At 40.3% G+C, this 15,719-nt stretch carries 14 protein-coding genes, 2 tRNA genes and 2 rRNA genes (1 of these 18 running past the window's edge); 17 read left to right on the top strand and 1 reads right to left on the bottom strand.

The window, feature by feature from the left end; translation table 11 throughout:
• The first annotated feature begins 71 nt into the window (after positions 1-71).
• From yajC to gap, 8 genes are all read left to right on the top strand, one after another.
• Positions 72-371, top strand: a complete 300-nt coding sequence (gene yajC, locus OC529_RS02105) for a preprotein translocase subunit YajC (RefSeq protein WP_000445809.1) — start codon at positions 72-74, stop codon at positions 369-371.
• Positions 372-417: 46 nt separating this feature from the next.
• Positions 418-861 (top strand): low molecular weight protein-tyrosine-phosphatase, encoded by a 444-nt coding sequence (locus tag OC529_RS02100; protein ID WP_000737442.1) that lies wholly within the window; start codon positions 418-420, stop codon positions 859-861.
• On the top strand, positions 848-1,258 hold the full coding sequence (locus OC529_RS02095; RefSeq protein WP_000429318.1) for an MORN repeat-containing protein: 411 nt from the start codon (positions 848-850) through the stop codon (positions 1,256-1,258). The genes OC529_RS02100 and OC529_RS02095 overlap by 14 nt, the downstream gene beginning before the upstream one ends.
• A gap of 300 nt (positions 1,259-1,558) precedes the next feature.
• Positions 1,559-4,210 (top strand): bifunctional acetaldehyde-CoA/alcohol dehydrogenase, encoded by a 2,652-nt coding sequence (adhE, locus tag OC529_RS02090; protein WP_262081363.1) that lies wholly within the window; start codon positions 1,559-1,561, stop codon positions 4,208-4,210.
• 123 nt (positions 4,211-4,333) lie between these two features.
• Positions 4,334-5,254, top strand: coding sequence for an XRE family transcriptional regulator (locus OC529_RS02085; protein ID WP_262081362.1), 921 nt, complete (start codon positions 4,334-4,336; stop codon positions 5,252-5,254).
• A 304-nt stretch (positions 5,255-5,558) separates the two neighbouring features.
• A complete protein-coding gene (locus tag OC529_RS02080) occupies positions 5,559-6,242 on the top strand; it encodes an ABC transporter ATP-binding protein (protein WP_050243336.1) in 684 nt (227 codons plus the stop codon).
• The gene (locus OC529_RS02075) at positions 6,211-7,512 is read left to right on the top strand and encodes an ABC transporter permease (RefSeq protein WP_262081361.1); all 1,302 of its coding nucleotides are present in this window, start codon (positions 6,211-6,213) and stop codon (positions 7,510-7,512) included. The genes OC529_RS02080 and OC529_RS02075 overlap by 32 nt, the downstream gene beginning before the upstream one ends.
• 179 nt (positions 7,513-7,691) lie before the next feature.
• Positions 7,692-8,702 (top strand): type I glyceraldehyde-3-phosphate dehydrogenase, encoded by a 1,011-nt coding sequence (gap, locus tag OC529_RS02070; RefSeq protein WP_262081360.1) that lies wholly within the window; start codon positions 7,692-7,694, stop codon positions 8,700-8,702.
• A gap of 68 nt (positions 8,703-8,770) precedes the next feature.
• On the opposite strand, the gene OC529_RS02065 is transcribed toward gap, so the two are convergent.
• Positions 8,771-9,646 carry an RluA family pseudouridine synthase gene (locus OC529_RS02065; protein WP_316043894.1) on the bottom strand — a complete coding sequence of 292 codons (876 nt, stop codon included), beginning with the start codon at positions 9,644-9,646 and terminating at the stop codon, positions 8,771-8,773.
• 86 nt (positions 9,647-9,732) lie between these two features.
• On the opposite strand from OC529_RS02065, the gene pbp2a reads away from it, so the two are divergent.
• The 9 genes from pbp2a to OC529_RS02020 form a co-directional block, all read left to right on the top strand.
• Positions 9,733-11,928: a penicillin-binding protein PBP2A gene (gene pbp2a / locus OC529_RS02060; RefSeq protein WP_262081358.1), complete on the top strand. Its 2,196-nt coding sequence runs from the start codon at positions 9,733-9,735 to the stop codon at positions 11,926-11,928.
• A gap of 52 nt (positions 11,929-11,980) precedes the next feature.
• Positions 11,981-12,133 carry a 50S ribosomal protein L33 gene (gene rpmG, locus OC529_RS02055; protein ID WP_001809375.1) on the top strand — a complete coding sequence of 51 codons (153 nt, stop codon included), beginning with the start codon at positions 11,981-11,983 and terminating at the stop codon, positions 12,131-12,133.
• A 9-nt stretch (positions 12,134-12,142) separates the two neighbouring features.
• Complete coding sequence (gene secE, locus OC529_RS02050; protein WP_042900249.1) at positions 12,143-12,319, top strand: preprotein translocase subunit SecE; 177 nt, start codon at positions 12,143-12,145, stop codon at positions 12,317-12,319.
• Positions 12,320-12,373: 54 nt separating this feature from the next.
• On the top strand, positions 12,374-12,910 hold the full coding sequence (nusG, locus tag OC529_RS02045; protein ID WP_000376734.1) for a transcription termination/antitermination protein NusG: 537 nt from the start codon (positions 12,374-12,376) through the stop codon (positions 12,908-12,910).
• A gap of 120 nt (positions 12,911-13,030) precedes the next feature.
• Entirely contained in the window at positions 13,031-13,510 is a 480-nt protein-coding gene (locus OC529_RS02040; RefSeq protein WP_173262303.1) for a sigma-70 family RNA polymerase sigma factor, read from the top strand.
• A gap of 92 nt (positions 13,511-13,602) precedes the next feature.
• Positions 13,603-13,674, top strand: a tRNA-Glu gene (locus OC529_RS02035).
• Positions 13,675-13,916: 242 nt separating this feature from the next.
• Positions 13,917-15,462, top strand: a 16S ribosomal RNA gene (locus OC529_RS02030).
• A 51-nt stretch (positions 15,463-15,513) separates the two neighbouring features.
• Positions 15,514-15,586, top strand: a tRNA-Ala gene (locus OC529_RS02025).
• Between the two features lie 124 nt (positions 15,587-15,710).
• Positions 15,711-15,719 (top strand): 23S ribosomal RNA (locus OC529_RS02020); it runs 2,892 nt beyond the window's last position.
• The 16S and 23S rRNA genes sit together here with 2 tRNA genes alongside, the layout of an rRNA operon.

Genomic DNA, 15,719 nt, shown 5'->3' with positions numbered 1-15,719 from the left:
CAAGGTACAATCTTGTAAAAGTAGCTGAAATTTGATATAGTAGTCCTATGTAAAAGACAAAGGAGAATATAATGGAATCACAATATACATTTTTAATCATTCTTGTGGCTATGTTGGGCTTGATGTTCTTTACGCAACGCTCTCAAAAGAAACAAGCACAAAAACGTATGGAAAGTTTGAATAAACTACAAAAAGGCTATGAAGTGATTACAATCGGGGGCCTTTATGGAACAGTCGATGAAGTAGATACGGAGAAGGGGACAATTGTTCTTGATGTAGATGGAGTTTACTTGACTTTTGAACTAGCTGCTATCAAGACCGTATTACCACTTAAAGAAACAGCTTCACTCGAAGGTGCAATTGAAAAATAAGACGGGATTACTGACTCCCGTTTTTCTGTAAAAGAAAGGAAATGGGATGAAAAAACTAGTCTTTGTCTGTCTGGGAAATATTTGCCGTAGCCCTATGGCCGAGTTTGTGATGAAATCAATGACAGATAATTATGAAATCCAAAGTCGAGCGACTTCCTCTTGGGAACATGGCAATCCGATTCATAAGGGAACTCAAGGGATTTTTCAAGAGTATGAGATTCCTTATGAAAAAGGCAAGACATCGCTTCAGATTAGTAAGGAAGATTTTGAATCCTTTGATTATATTATCGGAATGGATGCTTCAAATGTTTCTGACTTACGTCAGATGTGTCCAGCAGACTGTCAAGATAAGATTTACTCATTCGCATCTGAAAGTGTTCCAGATCCTTGGTATACAGGAGATTTTGAAGAAACCTATCGACGTGTTCAAGAGGGCTGTCAAGCTTGGCTAGAACGTTTAGAAAAGGAGAGTGAAGGTGGAAAATCTTAAGAATTTTTACGAGAAGTATCGTGTCTATCTGACTCGTCCACGTTTAGAGCTTTTGGCAGTAGTTACGATTGTTTTTTGTGCTGTACTCGTCTTTTTTCTAAATATTCCCGGAAAAGGTGTCTTAAAACTCGATAATGGAAATATTGTTTACGATGGCAGTCTTGTCCGTGGTAAAATGAATGGACAAGGTACCATCACCTTCCAAAATGGAGACCAATATACAGGTGGCTTCAACAATGGAGCCTTCAACGGAAAAGGTACCTTTCAATCCAAAGAAGGCTGGACCTACGAAGGTGATTTTGTAAATGGTCAGGCTGAAGGAAAAGGAAAACTAACAACAGAACAAGAAGTCGTGTATGAAGGGACTTTTAAACAAGGCGTTTTTCAACAAAAATAAAGCCTCCTTATCAAAGGAGGTATTGTTAAAACCAAATAAGTAAGCGCTTACCTGTAAATCCCTTTCTTTCCAAGCTCCTCTTCCAAGCAAGTTTGTGAAATAAAAAAATATTTGAAATAAATTTCACAAACTTTAAAGAAAAAGCTTGCTAAGAAAAGAAACTAGCAAACATTTCACAAGGTGCTAAAAATTCTTTGTGAAATGTTTATGAAACTGTTTACAAAGTTGAAATAATGCGTTATAATAAACTTGTGAAAAAATTAACAAAGGATTTAATCCTTGAAAGCTATGGAGGAAAATATGGCTGATAAAAAAACTGTGACACCAGAGGAAAAGAAACTCGCTGCTGAAAAGCATGTCGATGGCTTGGTGCAAAAAGCTCTAGTTGCCCTTGAAGAAATGCGTAAGTTGGACCAAGAGCAAGTTGACTACATCGTAGCGAAAGCGTCAGTGGCAGCTTTGGATGCCCACGGAGAATTGGCTTTACATGCCTTTGAAGAAACAGGACGTGGTGTATTTGAAGATAAAGCAACTAAGAACTTGTTTGCTTGTGAACATGTAGTAAACAACATGCGCCACACTAAAACAGTTGGTGTTATTGAAGAAGACGATGTAACAGGTTTGACTCTTATTGCTGAACCGGTCGGTGTTGTTTGTGGTATCACTCCTACAACAAACCCAACATCAACAGCAATCTTCAAATCATTGATTTCATTGAAGACGCGTAATCCAATCGTTTTTGCCTTCCACCCATCAGCTCAAGAATCATCAGCTCACGCAGCTCAAATCGTTCGTGATGCTGCGATTAAAGCAGGAGCGCCTGAAAACTGCGTACAGTGGATCACTGAACCATCTATGGAAGCAACTAGTGCCCTTATGAACCACGAAGGTGTTGCGACAATCCTTGCAACAGGTGGTAATGCTATGGTTAAAGCCGCATACTCATGTGGTAAACCAGCTCTTGGGGTAGGTGCTGGAAACGTTCCAGCTTATGTTGAAAAATCAGCAAATATCCGTCAAGCAGCACACGATATCGTTATGTCTAAATCATTTGATAACGGTATGGTCTGTGCATCTGAACAAGCAGTTATCATTGATAAAGAAATTTACGATGAATTTGTAGCAGAGTTCAAATCTTACCACACTTACTTTGTAAACAAAAAAGAAAAAGCTCTTCTTGAAGAATTCTGCTTTGGCGTGAAAGCAAACAGCAAAAACTGTGCTGGTGCAAAATTGAACGCTGATATCGTTGGTAAACCAGCAACTTGGATTGCAGAGCAAGCAGGATTTACAGTTCCAGAAGGAACAAACATTCTTGCTGCAGAATGTAAAGAAGTTGGTGAAAATGAGCCATTGACTCGTGAAAAATTGTCACCAGTTATCGCAGTTTTGAAATCTGAAAGCCGTGAAGATGGTATTACTAAGGCTCGTCAAATGGTTGAATTTAACGGTCTTGGACACTCAGCAGCTATCCACACAGCTGACGAAGAATTGACTAAAGAATTTGGTAAAGCTGTTAAAGCTATTCGTGTTATCTGTAACTCACCTTCTACTTTCGGTGGTATCGGGGACGTTTACAATGCCTTCTTGCCATCATTGACACTTGGATGTGGTTCTTACGGACGCAACTCAGTTGGGGATAACGTTAGTGCCATTAACCTCTTGAACATCAAAAAAGTCGGAAGACGGAGAAATAACATGCAATGGATGAAACTTCCTTCAAAAACATACTTTGAACGTGATTCAATTCAATACCTTCAAAAATGTCGTGACGTTGAACGTGTCATGATCGTTACTGACCATGCCATGGTAGAGCTTGGTTTCCTTGATCGTATCATCGAACAACTTGATCTTCGTCGCAATAAGGTTGTTTACCAAATCTTTGCTGATGTGGAACCAGATCCAGATATCACAACTGTAAATCGTGGTACTGAGATTATGCGTGCCTTCAAACCAGATACAATTGTCGCTCTCGGTGGTGGATCTCCAATGGATGCTGCTAAAGTAATGTGGCTCTTCTATGAACAACCAGAAGTGGACTTCCGTGACCTTGTTCAAAAATTCATGGATATCCGTAAACGTGCCTTCAAGTTCCCATTGCTTGGTAAGAAGACTAAATTCATCGCGATTCCAACTACATCTGGTACAGGATCTGAAGTAACACCATTTGCCGTTATCTCTGATAAAGCAAATAACCGTAAATACCCAATCGCCGACTACTCATTGACACCAACTGTGGCAATCGTAGACCCTGCTTTGGTATTGACAGTTCCTGGATTTGTTGCTGCGGATACTGGTATGGACGTATTGACTCACGCGACTGAAGCTTACGTATCACAAATGGCTAGCGACTACACTGACGGTCTTGCACTTCAAGCCATCAAACTTGTATTCGAAAACCTTGAAAGCTCAGTTAAGAATGCAGACTTCCACTCACGTGAGAAAATGCATAACGCTTCAACAATCGCTGGTATGGCCTTTGCTAATGCCTTCCTAGGTATTTCTCACTCAATGGCCCATAAGATTGGTGCGCAATTCCACACAATCCACGGTCGTACGAATGCTATCTTGCTTCCATATGTCATTCGCTACAACGGTACACGTCCAGCTAAGACAGCAACATGGCCTAAGTACAACTACTACCGTGCAGATGAAAAATACCAAGATATCGCACGCATGCTTGGCCTTCCAGCTTCTACACCAGAAGAAGGGGTTGAATCTTACGCAAAAGCTGTCTACGAACTTGGTGAGCGCGTAGGTATCCAAATGAACTTCAAGGCACAAGGAATCGATGAAAAAGAATGGAAAGAACATTCTCGTGAATTGGCCTTCCTTGCTTACGAAGACCAATGTTCACCAGCTAACCCACGTCTTCCAATGGTTGACCATATGCAAGAAATCATCGAAGATTCTTACTATGGCTACAAAGAAAGACCAGGACGCCGTAAATAATTGTTATCAGCCTAGAGGCAGGAGAAATCCTGTCTCTTTTTTTGTAATTCTATTTGAAAAATGGTATAATCATCGCATATATTTATTTGAAAATCAAATCTTTAATAATCATGCGAGGGGCAAATGAACAAGATAAATGAGTTAGGGGATAAAGTGCGACTTTTAAGAGAGGAGAGAGGACTTAGTCGTCCAGTTTTTTGCGGGGATGAGTCTGAACTATCAGTGCGTCAGTTGGTGAGGATCGAAAAAGGAGAATTTCGACCGACGATAAAAACCCTAGAATATATTGCAGATCGATTAGAAATTCCGTCCTACGTCTTGATGCCAGATTATAAGGAATTGCCTAAACGCTACCAAGAATTAAAGTACTTTCTTTTACATCACCCTGACTACGGAGACAAGGAGTTGCAAGAACAAAAGGAAGAATATTTTGATGAGATTTTTGAGAATTTTTATGATGATTTGCCACGTGATGAGAAAATGCTAGTGGATTGCCTTCAAGCTATAGATGAAGTGAGGGCGACGGATAATGAACAGTATGGAATAGCGCTTTTAGATGAATCTTTTGAGGAACTATGGAATCAAAGAGAATTTTCCTTTTCAGACCTTTTAAAAATTAGATTGTATTTTTTGTGTAGTTATTTAGAAAATATAAAAAAAGGACAGTTATCTATTAGCGAACAGCAGAAACTTCAATTAATGTTTCAAAAAGTGTGTAATAACGTAGAAAATAGTGGTACGGACGATTTATTTCTTGTTCGTGATGTGTTATTTGCAGGGCTGGGAAGTTGTGAATTATTGAATGACTTAGAGTTATTTAAGTTAGCTGTGGAAAAACTTAATTGGATTTCTGAAAAAACACGAGATTTCCAAAAACAACCGATTGTCTTGATGGTAGAATGGAAATATTATATTCAGACAGATTATGAAACAGCCAAACAAAAGTATGAAGAAGCAAAAATGATGGCGAGGATGTTTGGCAATGAGAAGTTAATCGTTAGTTTAGATAATGAATGGAGCGAAGACTTAGAAAGGTATTGTTGAATGCTTTATAGGAGTGACATTTCTGTCATTGAGAGAATGCCGCTTTTTTGTTACAATGAATTTTATACTCAATGAAAATCAAAGAGCAAACTAGGAAACTAGCCGCAGGCTGTACTTGAGTACGGCAAGGCGACGTTGACGTGGTTTGAAGAGATTTTCGAAGAGTATTACTTGATATACATCCAGAAGCAAACGAGGCAATAGAGAGAAAATTTTAAGTAGTAGGCCTATAGGGTCAATCAACTTGAAGGATTTTCTATCAGTACGATGTATGACGATAACGGTTTTAAATAAGGGGGAAAGAATGTCCATTTTATCCATTAAAAATATTTCAAAGTTTTACGCCTTGGACGGTAAACATCAAGAGCAGGCTTTAAAGAATATAAACCTGCAGATTGCAAAAGGTAAAATTACAGCGATTTACGGACCGTCAGGCTGTGGCAAAACCAGTCTACTCAATATCATCAGCGGTTTAGATAGACAATATGAAGGAGTTTTAGAATTTAAAGGGGAATCCCTCCGTGACTTATCAGAGATTGAACTAACTCAATTTCGTAAAAACAAGATTGGATTTGTGTTTCAAAACTTTAATCTCATTCCTCATCAATCTGTCTTGGACAATGTCAAGCTACCTCTCTATGTCAAAGATTTATCTGATAGGGAGATGACAATGATTGCAAAGGAGCAATTAAGTAACTTGGGCATGGAGCCTTTTATGGCTAAAAATGTTAAACAGCTTTCTGGCGGGCAAAAGCAACGCGTAGCAATCGCGCGTGCTTTGGTAAATCAGCCTGATATGATTGTAGCAGACGAGCCAACGGGTTCGCTGGACTCTCAATCCCAAGAAATGGTATTGGAAGTATTTAAAAAATTAGCCCAAACAGGGAAAACAGTATTGATCGTAACCCATAATCCAGAGGTTGCTGAATATGCAGATGTGATTATCAAAATGAAGGATGGTGAAGTCGTTGAAGAAGTCAAAAAATAAAGGATTATCATTGAAAAATAAATTCAAACTTTCTTTAAATAACTTTCTGGAAAGAAAGTGGCGTAACCTATTGATTGCGCTAGCAACCTCAATCGGTTTTGTAGGAGTCTTAATTTCTTTCGGCTTGGGAAATGCATTGATTTCGATGATTGATGAAAATACGAATGGAGGTCAAATCCCTTCTCAAGTTCAGATTGCTTTAAACACAAAAAATGTTGGACGAGGCTTTTTGAACCAAGATGATAAGAACTATATCACGGATACAGTTGGAAAAGAAGCTATTAAATATTTGGAGAGTCCTTTTGGGATGATCATGTCAAATATTACTATAGATGGTCAAGAAATGGATCTTAGCCAAACGATGCCTTCTTATGCTCAAGTAGTGAGTCTCTATGAGGATACAAGTATCTCTGTTAGTAGTAATGAGGCGGACAAAGTATTGGCTGGCTCCCTCTATACTGATGCAAATGAACAGGGTTTGACAATTCCAATCAGTTTACTAAAAAATTGGAATGAACAGACAGGAAAAAATCTGACAGCTAGTGATATTATTGGCAAATCAGTCTCAGCCAGCATTGTAGAAAATGATGCTGAAGCTAGCAAGACCGCTCAATTTCAAACAAAGATTGTACGTGTGATCAATGATGAAGATGACATGGAGGACAGCAACAGTTTCATGCCGTCTCATCAAATGGAAACGATTTTGAAAGAGGCTGGATTTACAAAAGCTGTATCTTATTTTATCTTGGAACTCAAAGATCCATCACAAACAAAAGCGATAACAGAAGAATTGCAGAAAAACAAGAAGTATACTGTTCTTTCTCAACAGAAGGTTCTTGATATTGTGATTACTTTTATTCGTGTCATTCAGGGATTGTTGATTGTGCTTTCCTCACAAGCTATTGTGGTAGCAGCGGTCATGATTGGTATTATCATTTACATCAATATCATGCAACGTTCTAAGGAAATAGGTGTCATGAAGGCAGTTGGTTATCAAAATCGCGATGTCAAAGGGATTTTTATTTACGAGGCTATTTGGATTGTAGGCATTGCCTTGCTGCTGGCATTTTTGGTTGCACAAGGGGTGGGAAGTTTGGCGAATGTGATTGTAAGTCACTTTTACCCATCCATCACGAAGATTTTTGAATTAAATTTGTTATCTGTTTTAGGAACTCTAGCTTTCGCTCTCTTACTTGGCTATGTCTCAGCCTACTTCCCAGCACGTAAAATTAGTAAAATGGATCCTGTAGAATCGCTACGCTATGAATAGTCAAGGGAGTTATTAGATTATCGTCCCCAAAAAAGAAACTAACATAGAAAAACAATGCCCGTACTTGCAATTCAACTCAAATAGTTATATAATAGGTTTGTTGAAAGGTGATTTGTAGTGATTCAAGTTACTCTTTTCACAATAAAAATTTCATGATTTTCATAAGGAGGAAATCACTAATGGTAGTTAAAGTTGGTATTAACGGTTTCGGACGTATCGGTCGTCTTGCTTTCCGTCGTATCCAAAACGTAGAAGGTGTTGAAGTTACTCGTATCAACGACCTTACAGATCCAGTTATGCTTGCACACTTGTTGAAATACGACACAACTCAAGGTCGTTTCGACGGTACTGTTGAAGTTAAAGAAGGTGGATTTGAAGTTAACGGTAAATTCATCAAAGTTTCTGCTGAACGTGATCCAGAACAAATCGACTGGGCTAACGACGGTGTAGAAATCGTTCTTGAAGCTACTGGTTTCTTTGCTAAGAAAGCAGCTGCTGAAAAACACTTGCACGCTGGTGGAGCTAAAAAAGTTGTTATCACTGCTCCTGGTGGAAACGACGTTAAAACAGTTGTATTCAACACTAACCACGACGTTCTTGACGGTACTGAAACAGTTATCTCAGGTGCTTCATGTACTACAAACTGCTTGGCTCCAATGGCTAAAGCTCTTCATGATAACTTCGGTATCGTTGAAGGATTGATGACTACTATCCACGCTTACACTGGTGACCAAATGATCCTTGACGGACCACACCGTGGTGGTGACCTTCGCCGTGCTCGCGCTGGTGCTGTAAACATCGTTCCTAACTCAACTGGTGCTGCAAAAGCTATCGGTCTTGTAATCCCAGAATTGAACGGTAAATTGGACGGAGCTGCTCAACGTGTTCCTGTTCCAGCAGGTTCTGTAACTGAGTTGGTAGCAGTTCTTGAAAAGAACGTTACTGTTGACGAAGTGAACGCAGCTATGAAAGCAGCTTCAAACGAATCATACGGATACACTGAAGATCCAATCGTATCTTCAGATATCCTAGGTATGTCTTACGGTTCATTGTTTGACGCAACTCAAACTAAAGTTCTTGACGTTGACGGTAAACAATTGGTTAAAGTTGTATCATGGTACGACAACGAAATGTCATACACTGCACAACTTGTTCGTACTCTTGAATACTTCGCAAAAATCGCTAAATAATTCATGAGTCGATAAAAAGCAAGGCCTCTTGGTCTTGCTTTTCTTATATGGAAAAATGGATGACGCAATCATCCATTCTTTTTTAATTCTTTTTCGAAAGTATCTGAGAGGATAGTGAAGCTTAATTTCTCTAATGTAAGCGGATGGGTAAAGGACAGTCGAAAGGCGTGGAGCATAAGCCGACTTGTTTTTGATTTACTATTATAGAGAGGGTCGCCTAAAATAGGGAAATTATGATGCGAAAGGTGCACACGAATCTGATGGGTTCGCCCTGTCTTTAGCTTGCAACGAACCAAGGAAGTTTTGTTTGGAAATTGCTTTAATCTGCTTACATGCGTTTCAGCATATTGTCCATTTTTTGTATCAACTATTCGCTTTCTGCGATCATGGCGATCACGTCCAATTTTGTCTTTGAAAACAAGTTCTTTGCTGTTGATATGTCCATCAACTAGTGCCCAGTATTCCCTAGAAATCTCTTTTTTCTCTAGTAAGCGATTGAGAATGGGGAGGATAAAAGGATTTTTGGCAAAGAGAACCAAACCACTGGTTTCCATATCCAGGCGGTGAACGACATAGCAGGTTTGGCCAACATAGGCAGTGACATGGTTAAGAAGGGCGATTTCGTTTGGCTGATTACCATGCGTTTTCATCCCCTCTGGTTTGTTTACAATAATCAAGTGTTGATCTTGATAAACTTCCTGCACTAAGTCTGGGTTGCCCCAAGGGATTTCTTTTTCGGGATAATCTTCCTCGTCAAAAGTCAACTGGCAAACATCTCCAGGACTTACCATCTCGTTCCAATGAACTTCTCGCTGATTAATCAAAATGTGTTTCTTGATTCTTAAAAAATGACGGATTTTTCTAGGGATGAGGAGTTGCTCCTCCAGTAATTGCTTTACTGTCATTTGAGGTAGAGAGTCTGGTAATGTAAATGTGAATTGCATACAGATATTGTAACAAAAAAAGCCCTATTTGGATAGGAAATAGCTAAATTCTTGTCTTCCTATGATGAAGATGATAAAATAAACGCATGAAATTAGATAAATTATTCGAGAAATTTCTTTCTCTTTTTAAAAAAGAAACAAGTGAACTAGAAGATTCTGATTCTACTAGCTTACGTCGTTCTCGCAGTGATAGAAAAAAATTGGCCCAAGTGGGTCCAATTCGAAAATTCTGGCGTCGTTATCATCTAACAAAGATTGTCCTTATACTAGGTTTGAGTGCAGGCTTGCTAGTTGGAACCTATTTGTTTGCTGTAGCCAAGTCAACCAATGTCAATGATTTGCAAAATGCCTTGAAAACTCGAACACTCATTTTTGACCGTGAAGAAAAGGAGGCAGGTGCCTTGTCTGGTCAAAAAGGAACTTATGTTGAATTGACTGATATCAGTAAAAATTTGCAGAATGCCGTTATTGCGACAGAAGACCGTTCTTTCTATAAAAATGACGGGATTAACTATGGTCGTTTCTTCTTGGCTATTGTCACTGCTGGACGTTCAGGTGGTGGTTCTACTATTACCCAACAGCTGGCTAAAAACGCCTATTTGTCTCAGGATCAAACTGTTGAGAGAAAAGCGAAGGAATTTTTCCTTGCCTTAGAATTAACAAAAAAATATAGTAAGGATCAAATTCTAACCATGTACCTTAACAATGCCTATTTTGGAAATGGTGTGTGGGGTGTAGAAGATGCGAGTAAGAAATACTTTGGAGTTTCTGCATCAGAAGTGAGTCTGGATCAAGCTGCCACTCTGGCAGGAATGCTAAAGGGGCCGGAACTGTATAATCCTTTGAATTCTGTACAAGATTCGACTAATCGTCGCGATACTGTCTTGCAAAATATGCTTGCAGCAGGATATATTGATAAAAATCAAGAAAGCGAAGCTGCAGAAGTTGATATGACTTCGCAATTACAAGATAAGTATGAAGGAAAAATTTCAGATTACCGCTACCCCTCTTATTTTGACGCGGTTGTTAATGAAGCTGTTTCCAAGTATAATCTAACAGAGGAAGAAATTGTCAATAATGGCTACCGCATTTATACAGAGCTGGACCAAAACTACCAAGCAAATATGCAGGTTGTCTATGAAAATACAGCGCTATTTCCGAGGGCAGAGGATGGAACATTTGCTCAATCAGGAAGTGTAGCTCTTGAACCGAAAACAGGGGGAGTTCGTGGGGTTGTCGGTCAAGTTGCTGACAATGATAAAACTGGATTCCGGAATTTCAACTATGCAACCCAATCGAAACGTAGCCCTGGTTCTACAATTAAGCCTTTAGTTGTTTATACGCCAGCAGTTGAGGCAGGTTGGGCTTTGAATAAGCTCTTGGATAACCATACCATGCAGTATAACAGCTATAAGGTTGATAACTATGCAGGAATCAAAACGAGTCGAGAAGTTCCCATGTATCAAGCCTTGGCAGAATCGCTTAATCTACCTGCTGTTGCCACTGTTAATGATTTGGGCGTCGACAAGGCTTTTGAGGCAGGCGAAAAATTCGGACTCAACATGGAAAAGGTCGACCGTGTTCTTGGTGTCGCCTTGGGAAGCGGTGTTGAAACCAACCCTCTTCAAATGGCTCAAGCATATGCTGCCTTTGCAAATGAAGGTTTAATGCCGGAAGCACATTTTATTAGTAGAATTGAAAATGCTAGTGGGCAAGTTATTGCTAGCCATAAAAATTCACAAAAACGAGTGATTGATAAGTCTGTAGCTGACAAGATGACCAGTATGATGTTGGGTACATTCACCAATGGAACCGGTATTAGTTCATCGCCTGCAGATTATGTTATGGCAGGGAAAACTGGTACAACTGAAGCAGTTTTCAATCCGGAGTACACAAGTGACCAGTGGGTAATTGGCTATACTCCGGATGTAGTGATTAGTCACTGGCTTGGTTTCCCGACCACTGATGAAAATCACTATCTAGCAGGATCTACTTCAAATGGTGCAGCTCATGTCTTTAGAAACATTGCAAATACCATTTTACCTTATACGCCAGGAAGTACCTTTACAGTTGAAAATGCATATAAGAAAAACGGAATTGCACCAGCTAACACAAAAAGACAAGTACAAACCAATGATAATAGCCAGACAGATGATAATTTGTCTGATATTCGAGGACGTGCGCAAAGTCTAGTAGATGAGGCTAGCCGGGCTATCTCAGATGCGAAGATTAAGGAAAAGGCTCAAACAATATGGGATTCGGTAGTTAATCTATTTCGCTAAGATGCTTGTCAAAGCCTAGCTTTCTTGTTATAATAGATAAGATGGAGGCGTTATGGCACTAAAAAAAGCAAGCCTAGCTTGTGCGGTTTGTGGTTCGAGAAACTATTCAATCAAGATTAGTGGAAACCCCAAGCCTACACGACTAGAAGTAAATAAATTTTGTAAGCATTGTGGCAAGTACACTACACACAGAGAAACGAGATAGGAGAGAGCGATGCGTTTTATTGGAGATATTTTTAGACTTCTTAAAGACACAACATGGCCAACTCGCAAGGAAAGCTGGAGAGATTTTCGTTCTATAATGGAATACACAGCTTTCTTTGTAATAATTATTTACATTTTTGACCAGTTGATTGTTTCAGGTTTGATTCGATTTATTAACATTTTTTAGAAGGTTAGTGGAGTTAATTACACTAGAAATCTTCTATTTATGAAAGGAAATATCATGGATAGTTTTGATAAAGGATGGTTTGTCTTACAAACTTATTCTGGTTATGAAAATAAGGTAAAAGAAAATCTATTACAACGTGCACAAACCTACAATATGTTGGATAATATTCTACGCGTTGAAATTCCAACACAAACAGTGCAAGTTGAAAAAAATGGAAAGAGAAAAGAAGTAGAAGAAAATCGCTTTCCAGGTTATGTTCTTGTAGAAATGGTCATGACAGATGAAGCTTGGTTTGTTGTTCGAAATACACCAAATGTTACAGGATTCGTCGGATCACACGGGAACAGATCAAAACCAACTCCATTATTGGAACAAGAAATTCGTGACATTTTGATATCTATGGGACAAACTGTTCAAGAATTTGATTTCGATGTTGAGGTTGGTCAAACTGTACGTATTATTGATGGTGCTTTTGCAGACTACACTGGTAAGATTACAGAAATTGATAATAACAAAGTAAAAATGATTATCTCTATGTTTGGTAATGACACAGTTGCAGAAGTAAACCTAAACCAAATTGCAGAATTATAACCCTGAGAGAGGCTTGTCCTCTCTTTTTTGTGCAGTTGAGGAGTTAAAGGGTGCAGAATGGAGGAAATGTGCCAAAAGTGTTTCTGAATCTGTTAGACTGTATCTAGAAAGGGGAAAATTATGCTTAAAAAAATGTATGAAGAAGTCCAAGGAATTGTATACAAGTGTAGAAATGAATATTACCTTCATTTGTGGGAGTTATCGGACTGGGACCAAGAGGGAATGATTTGCTTACATGAATTGATCAGTAGAGAAGAAAGGCTTGTAGAAGATATCCCTCGTTTAAGGAAATATTTCAAAACCAGGTTTCGAAATCGAATTTTAGACTATATCCGTAAACAAGAGAGCCACAAACGAAGATATAATAAAGAACCTTATGAAGAAGTAGGCGAGATCAGTCATCGTATAAGTGAGGGAGGTCTGTGGCTAGATGACTATTATCTCTTTCATGAAACACTAAGAGATTATAGAAACAAACAAAGTAAAGAGAAACGAGAAGAGTTAGAACGCGTCTTAAGAAATGAACGTTTCCGAGGGCGTCAAAGAGTGTTAAGAGACTTACGTATTGTGTTTAAAGAGTTTGACATCCGTGCTCATTAGGAATTCATGCAAAAAAGTAAAAAAATTTTAAAAAAGGTGTTGACAAAGTTTGAAAAGTCGGTATAATAGTAAGAGTTGAAAATAACAACTCTGGTCCGTTGGTCAAGGGGTTAAGACACCGCCTTTTCACGGCGGTAACACGGGTTCGAATCCCGTACGGACTATGGTATGTTGCGGTAGGAACACTTGATGAAAAAAAGATTAAAAAAGTTTCAAAAAAGTGTTGACAAGCGAAAGTGGCTGTGATATACTAATATAGTTGTCGCTTGAGAGAAGTAAGTGACAAAGACCTTTGAAAACTGAACAAGACGAACCAATGTGCAGGGCACTACAACCAAGGTTGTAGTACTGAACAATGAAAAAACAATAAATCTGTCAGTGACAGAAATGAGTGAGAACTCAAACTTTTAATGAGAGTTTGATCCTGGCTCAGGACGAACGCTGGCGGCGTGCCTAATACATGCAAGTAGAACGCTGAAGGAGGAGCTTGCTTCTCCGGATGAGTTGCGAACGGGTGAGTAACGCGTAGGTAACCTGCCTGGTAGCGGGGGATAACTATTGGAAACGATAGCTAATACCGCATAAGAGTAGATGTTGCATGACATTTGCTTAAAAGGTGCAATTGCATCACTACCAGATGGACCTGCGTTGTATTAGCTAGTTGGTGGGGTAACGGCTCACCAAGGCGACGATACATAGCCGACCTGAGAGGGTGATCGGCCACACTGGGACTGAGACACGGCCCAGACTCCTACGGGAGGCAGCAGTAGGGAATCTTCGGCAATGGACGGAAGTCTGACCGAGCAACGCCGCGTGAGTGAAGAAGGTTTTCGGATCGTAAAGCTCTGTTGTAAGAGAAGAACGAGTGTGAGAGTGGAAAGTTCACACTGTGACGGTATCTTACCAGAAAGGGACGGCTAACTACGTGCCAGCAGCCGCGGTAATACGTAGGTCCCGAGCGTTGTCCGGATTTATTGGGCGTAAAGCGAGCGCAGGCGGTTAGATAAGTCTGAAGTTAAAGGCTGTGGCTTAACCATAGTACGCTTTGGAAACTGTTTAACTTGAGTGCAAGAGGGGAGAGTGGAATTCCATGTGTAGCGGTGAAATGCGTAGATATATGGAGGAACACCGGTGGCGAAAGCGGCTCTCTGGCTTGTAACTGACGCTGAGGCTCGAAAGCGTGGGGAGCAAACAGGATTAGATACCCTGGTAGTCCACGCCGTAAACGATGAGTGCTAGGTGTTAGACCCTTTCCGGGGTTTAGTGCCGTAGCTAACGCATTAAGCACTCCGCCTGGGGAGTACGACCGCAAGGTTGAAACTCAAAGGAATTGACGGGGGCCCGCACAAGCGGTGGAGCATGTGGTTTAATTCGAAGCAACGCGAAGAACCTTACCAGGTCTTGACATCCCTCTGACCGCTCTAGAGATAGAGTTTTCCTTCGGGACAGAGGTGACAGGTGGTGCATGGTTGTCGTCAGCTCGTGTCGTGAGATGTTGGGTTAAGTCCCGCAACGAGCGCAACCCCTATTGTTAGTTGCCATCATTCAGTTGGGCACTCTAGCGAGACTGCCGGTAATAAACCGGAGGAAGGTGGGGATGACGTCAAATCATCATGCCCCTTATGACCTGGGCTACACACGTGCTACAATGGCTGGTACAACGAGTCGCAAGCCGGTGACGGCAAGCTAATCTCTTAAAGCCAGTCTCAGTTCGGATTGTAGGCTGCAACTCGCCTACATGAAGTCGGAATCGCTAGTAATCGCGGATCAGCACGCCGCGGTGAATACGTTCCCGGGCCTTGTACACACCGCCCGTCACACCACGAGAGTTTGTAACACCCGAAGTCGGTGAGGTAACCGTAAGGAGCCAGCCGCCTAAGGTGGGATAGATGATTGGGGTGAAGTCGTAACAAGGTAGCCGTATCGGAAGGTGCGGCTGGATCACCTCCTTTCTAAGGATAAGGAACTGCGCATTGGTCTTGTTTAGTCTTGAGAGGTCTTGTGGGGCCTTAGCTCAGCTGGGAGAGCGCCTGCTTTGCACGCAGGAGGTCAGCGGTTCGATCCCGCTAGGCTCCATTGGTGAGAGATCACCAAGTAATGCACATTGAAAATTGAATATCTATATCAAATAGTAACAAGAAAATAAACCGAAAACGCTGTAGTATTAATAAGAGTTTATGACTGAAAGGTCAAAAAATAAGGTTAAGTT

The organism is Streptococcus sp. Marseille-Q5855, from assembly GCF_946901985.1.
Taxonomy (GTDB): Bacteria; Bacillota; Bacilli; order Lactobacillales; family Streptococcaceae; genus Streptococcus.
This window is presented reverse-complemented; position numbering and strand designations above follow the sequence as displayed.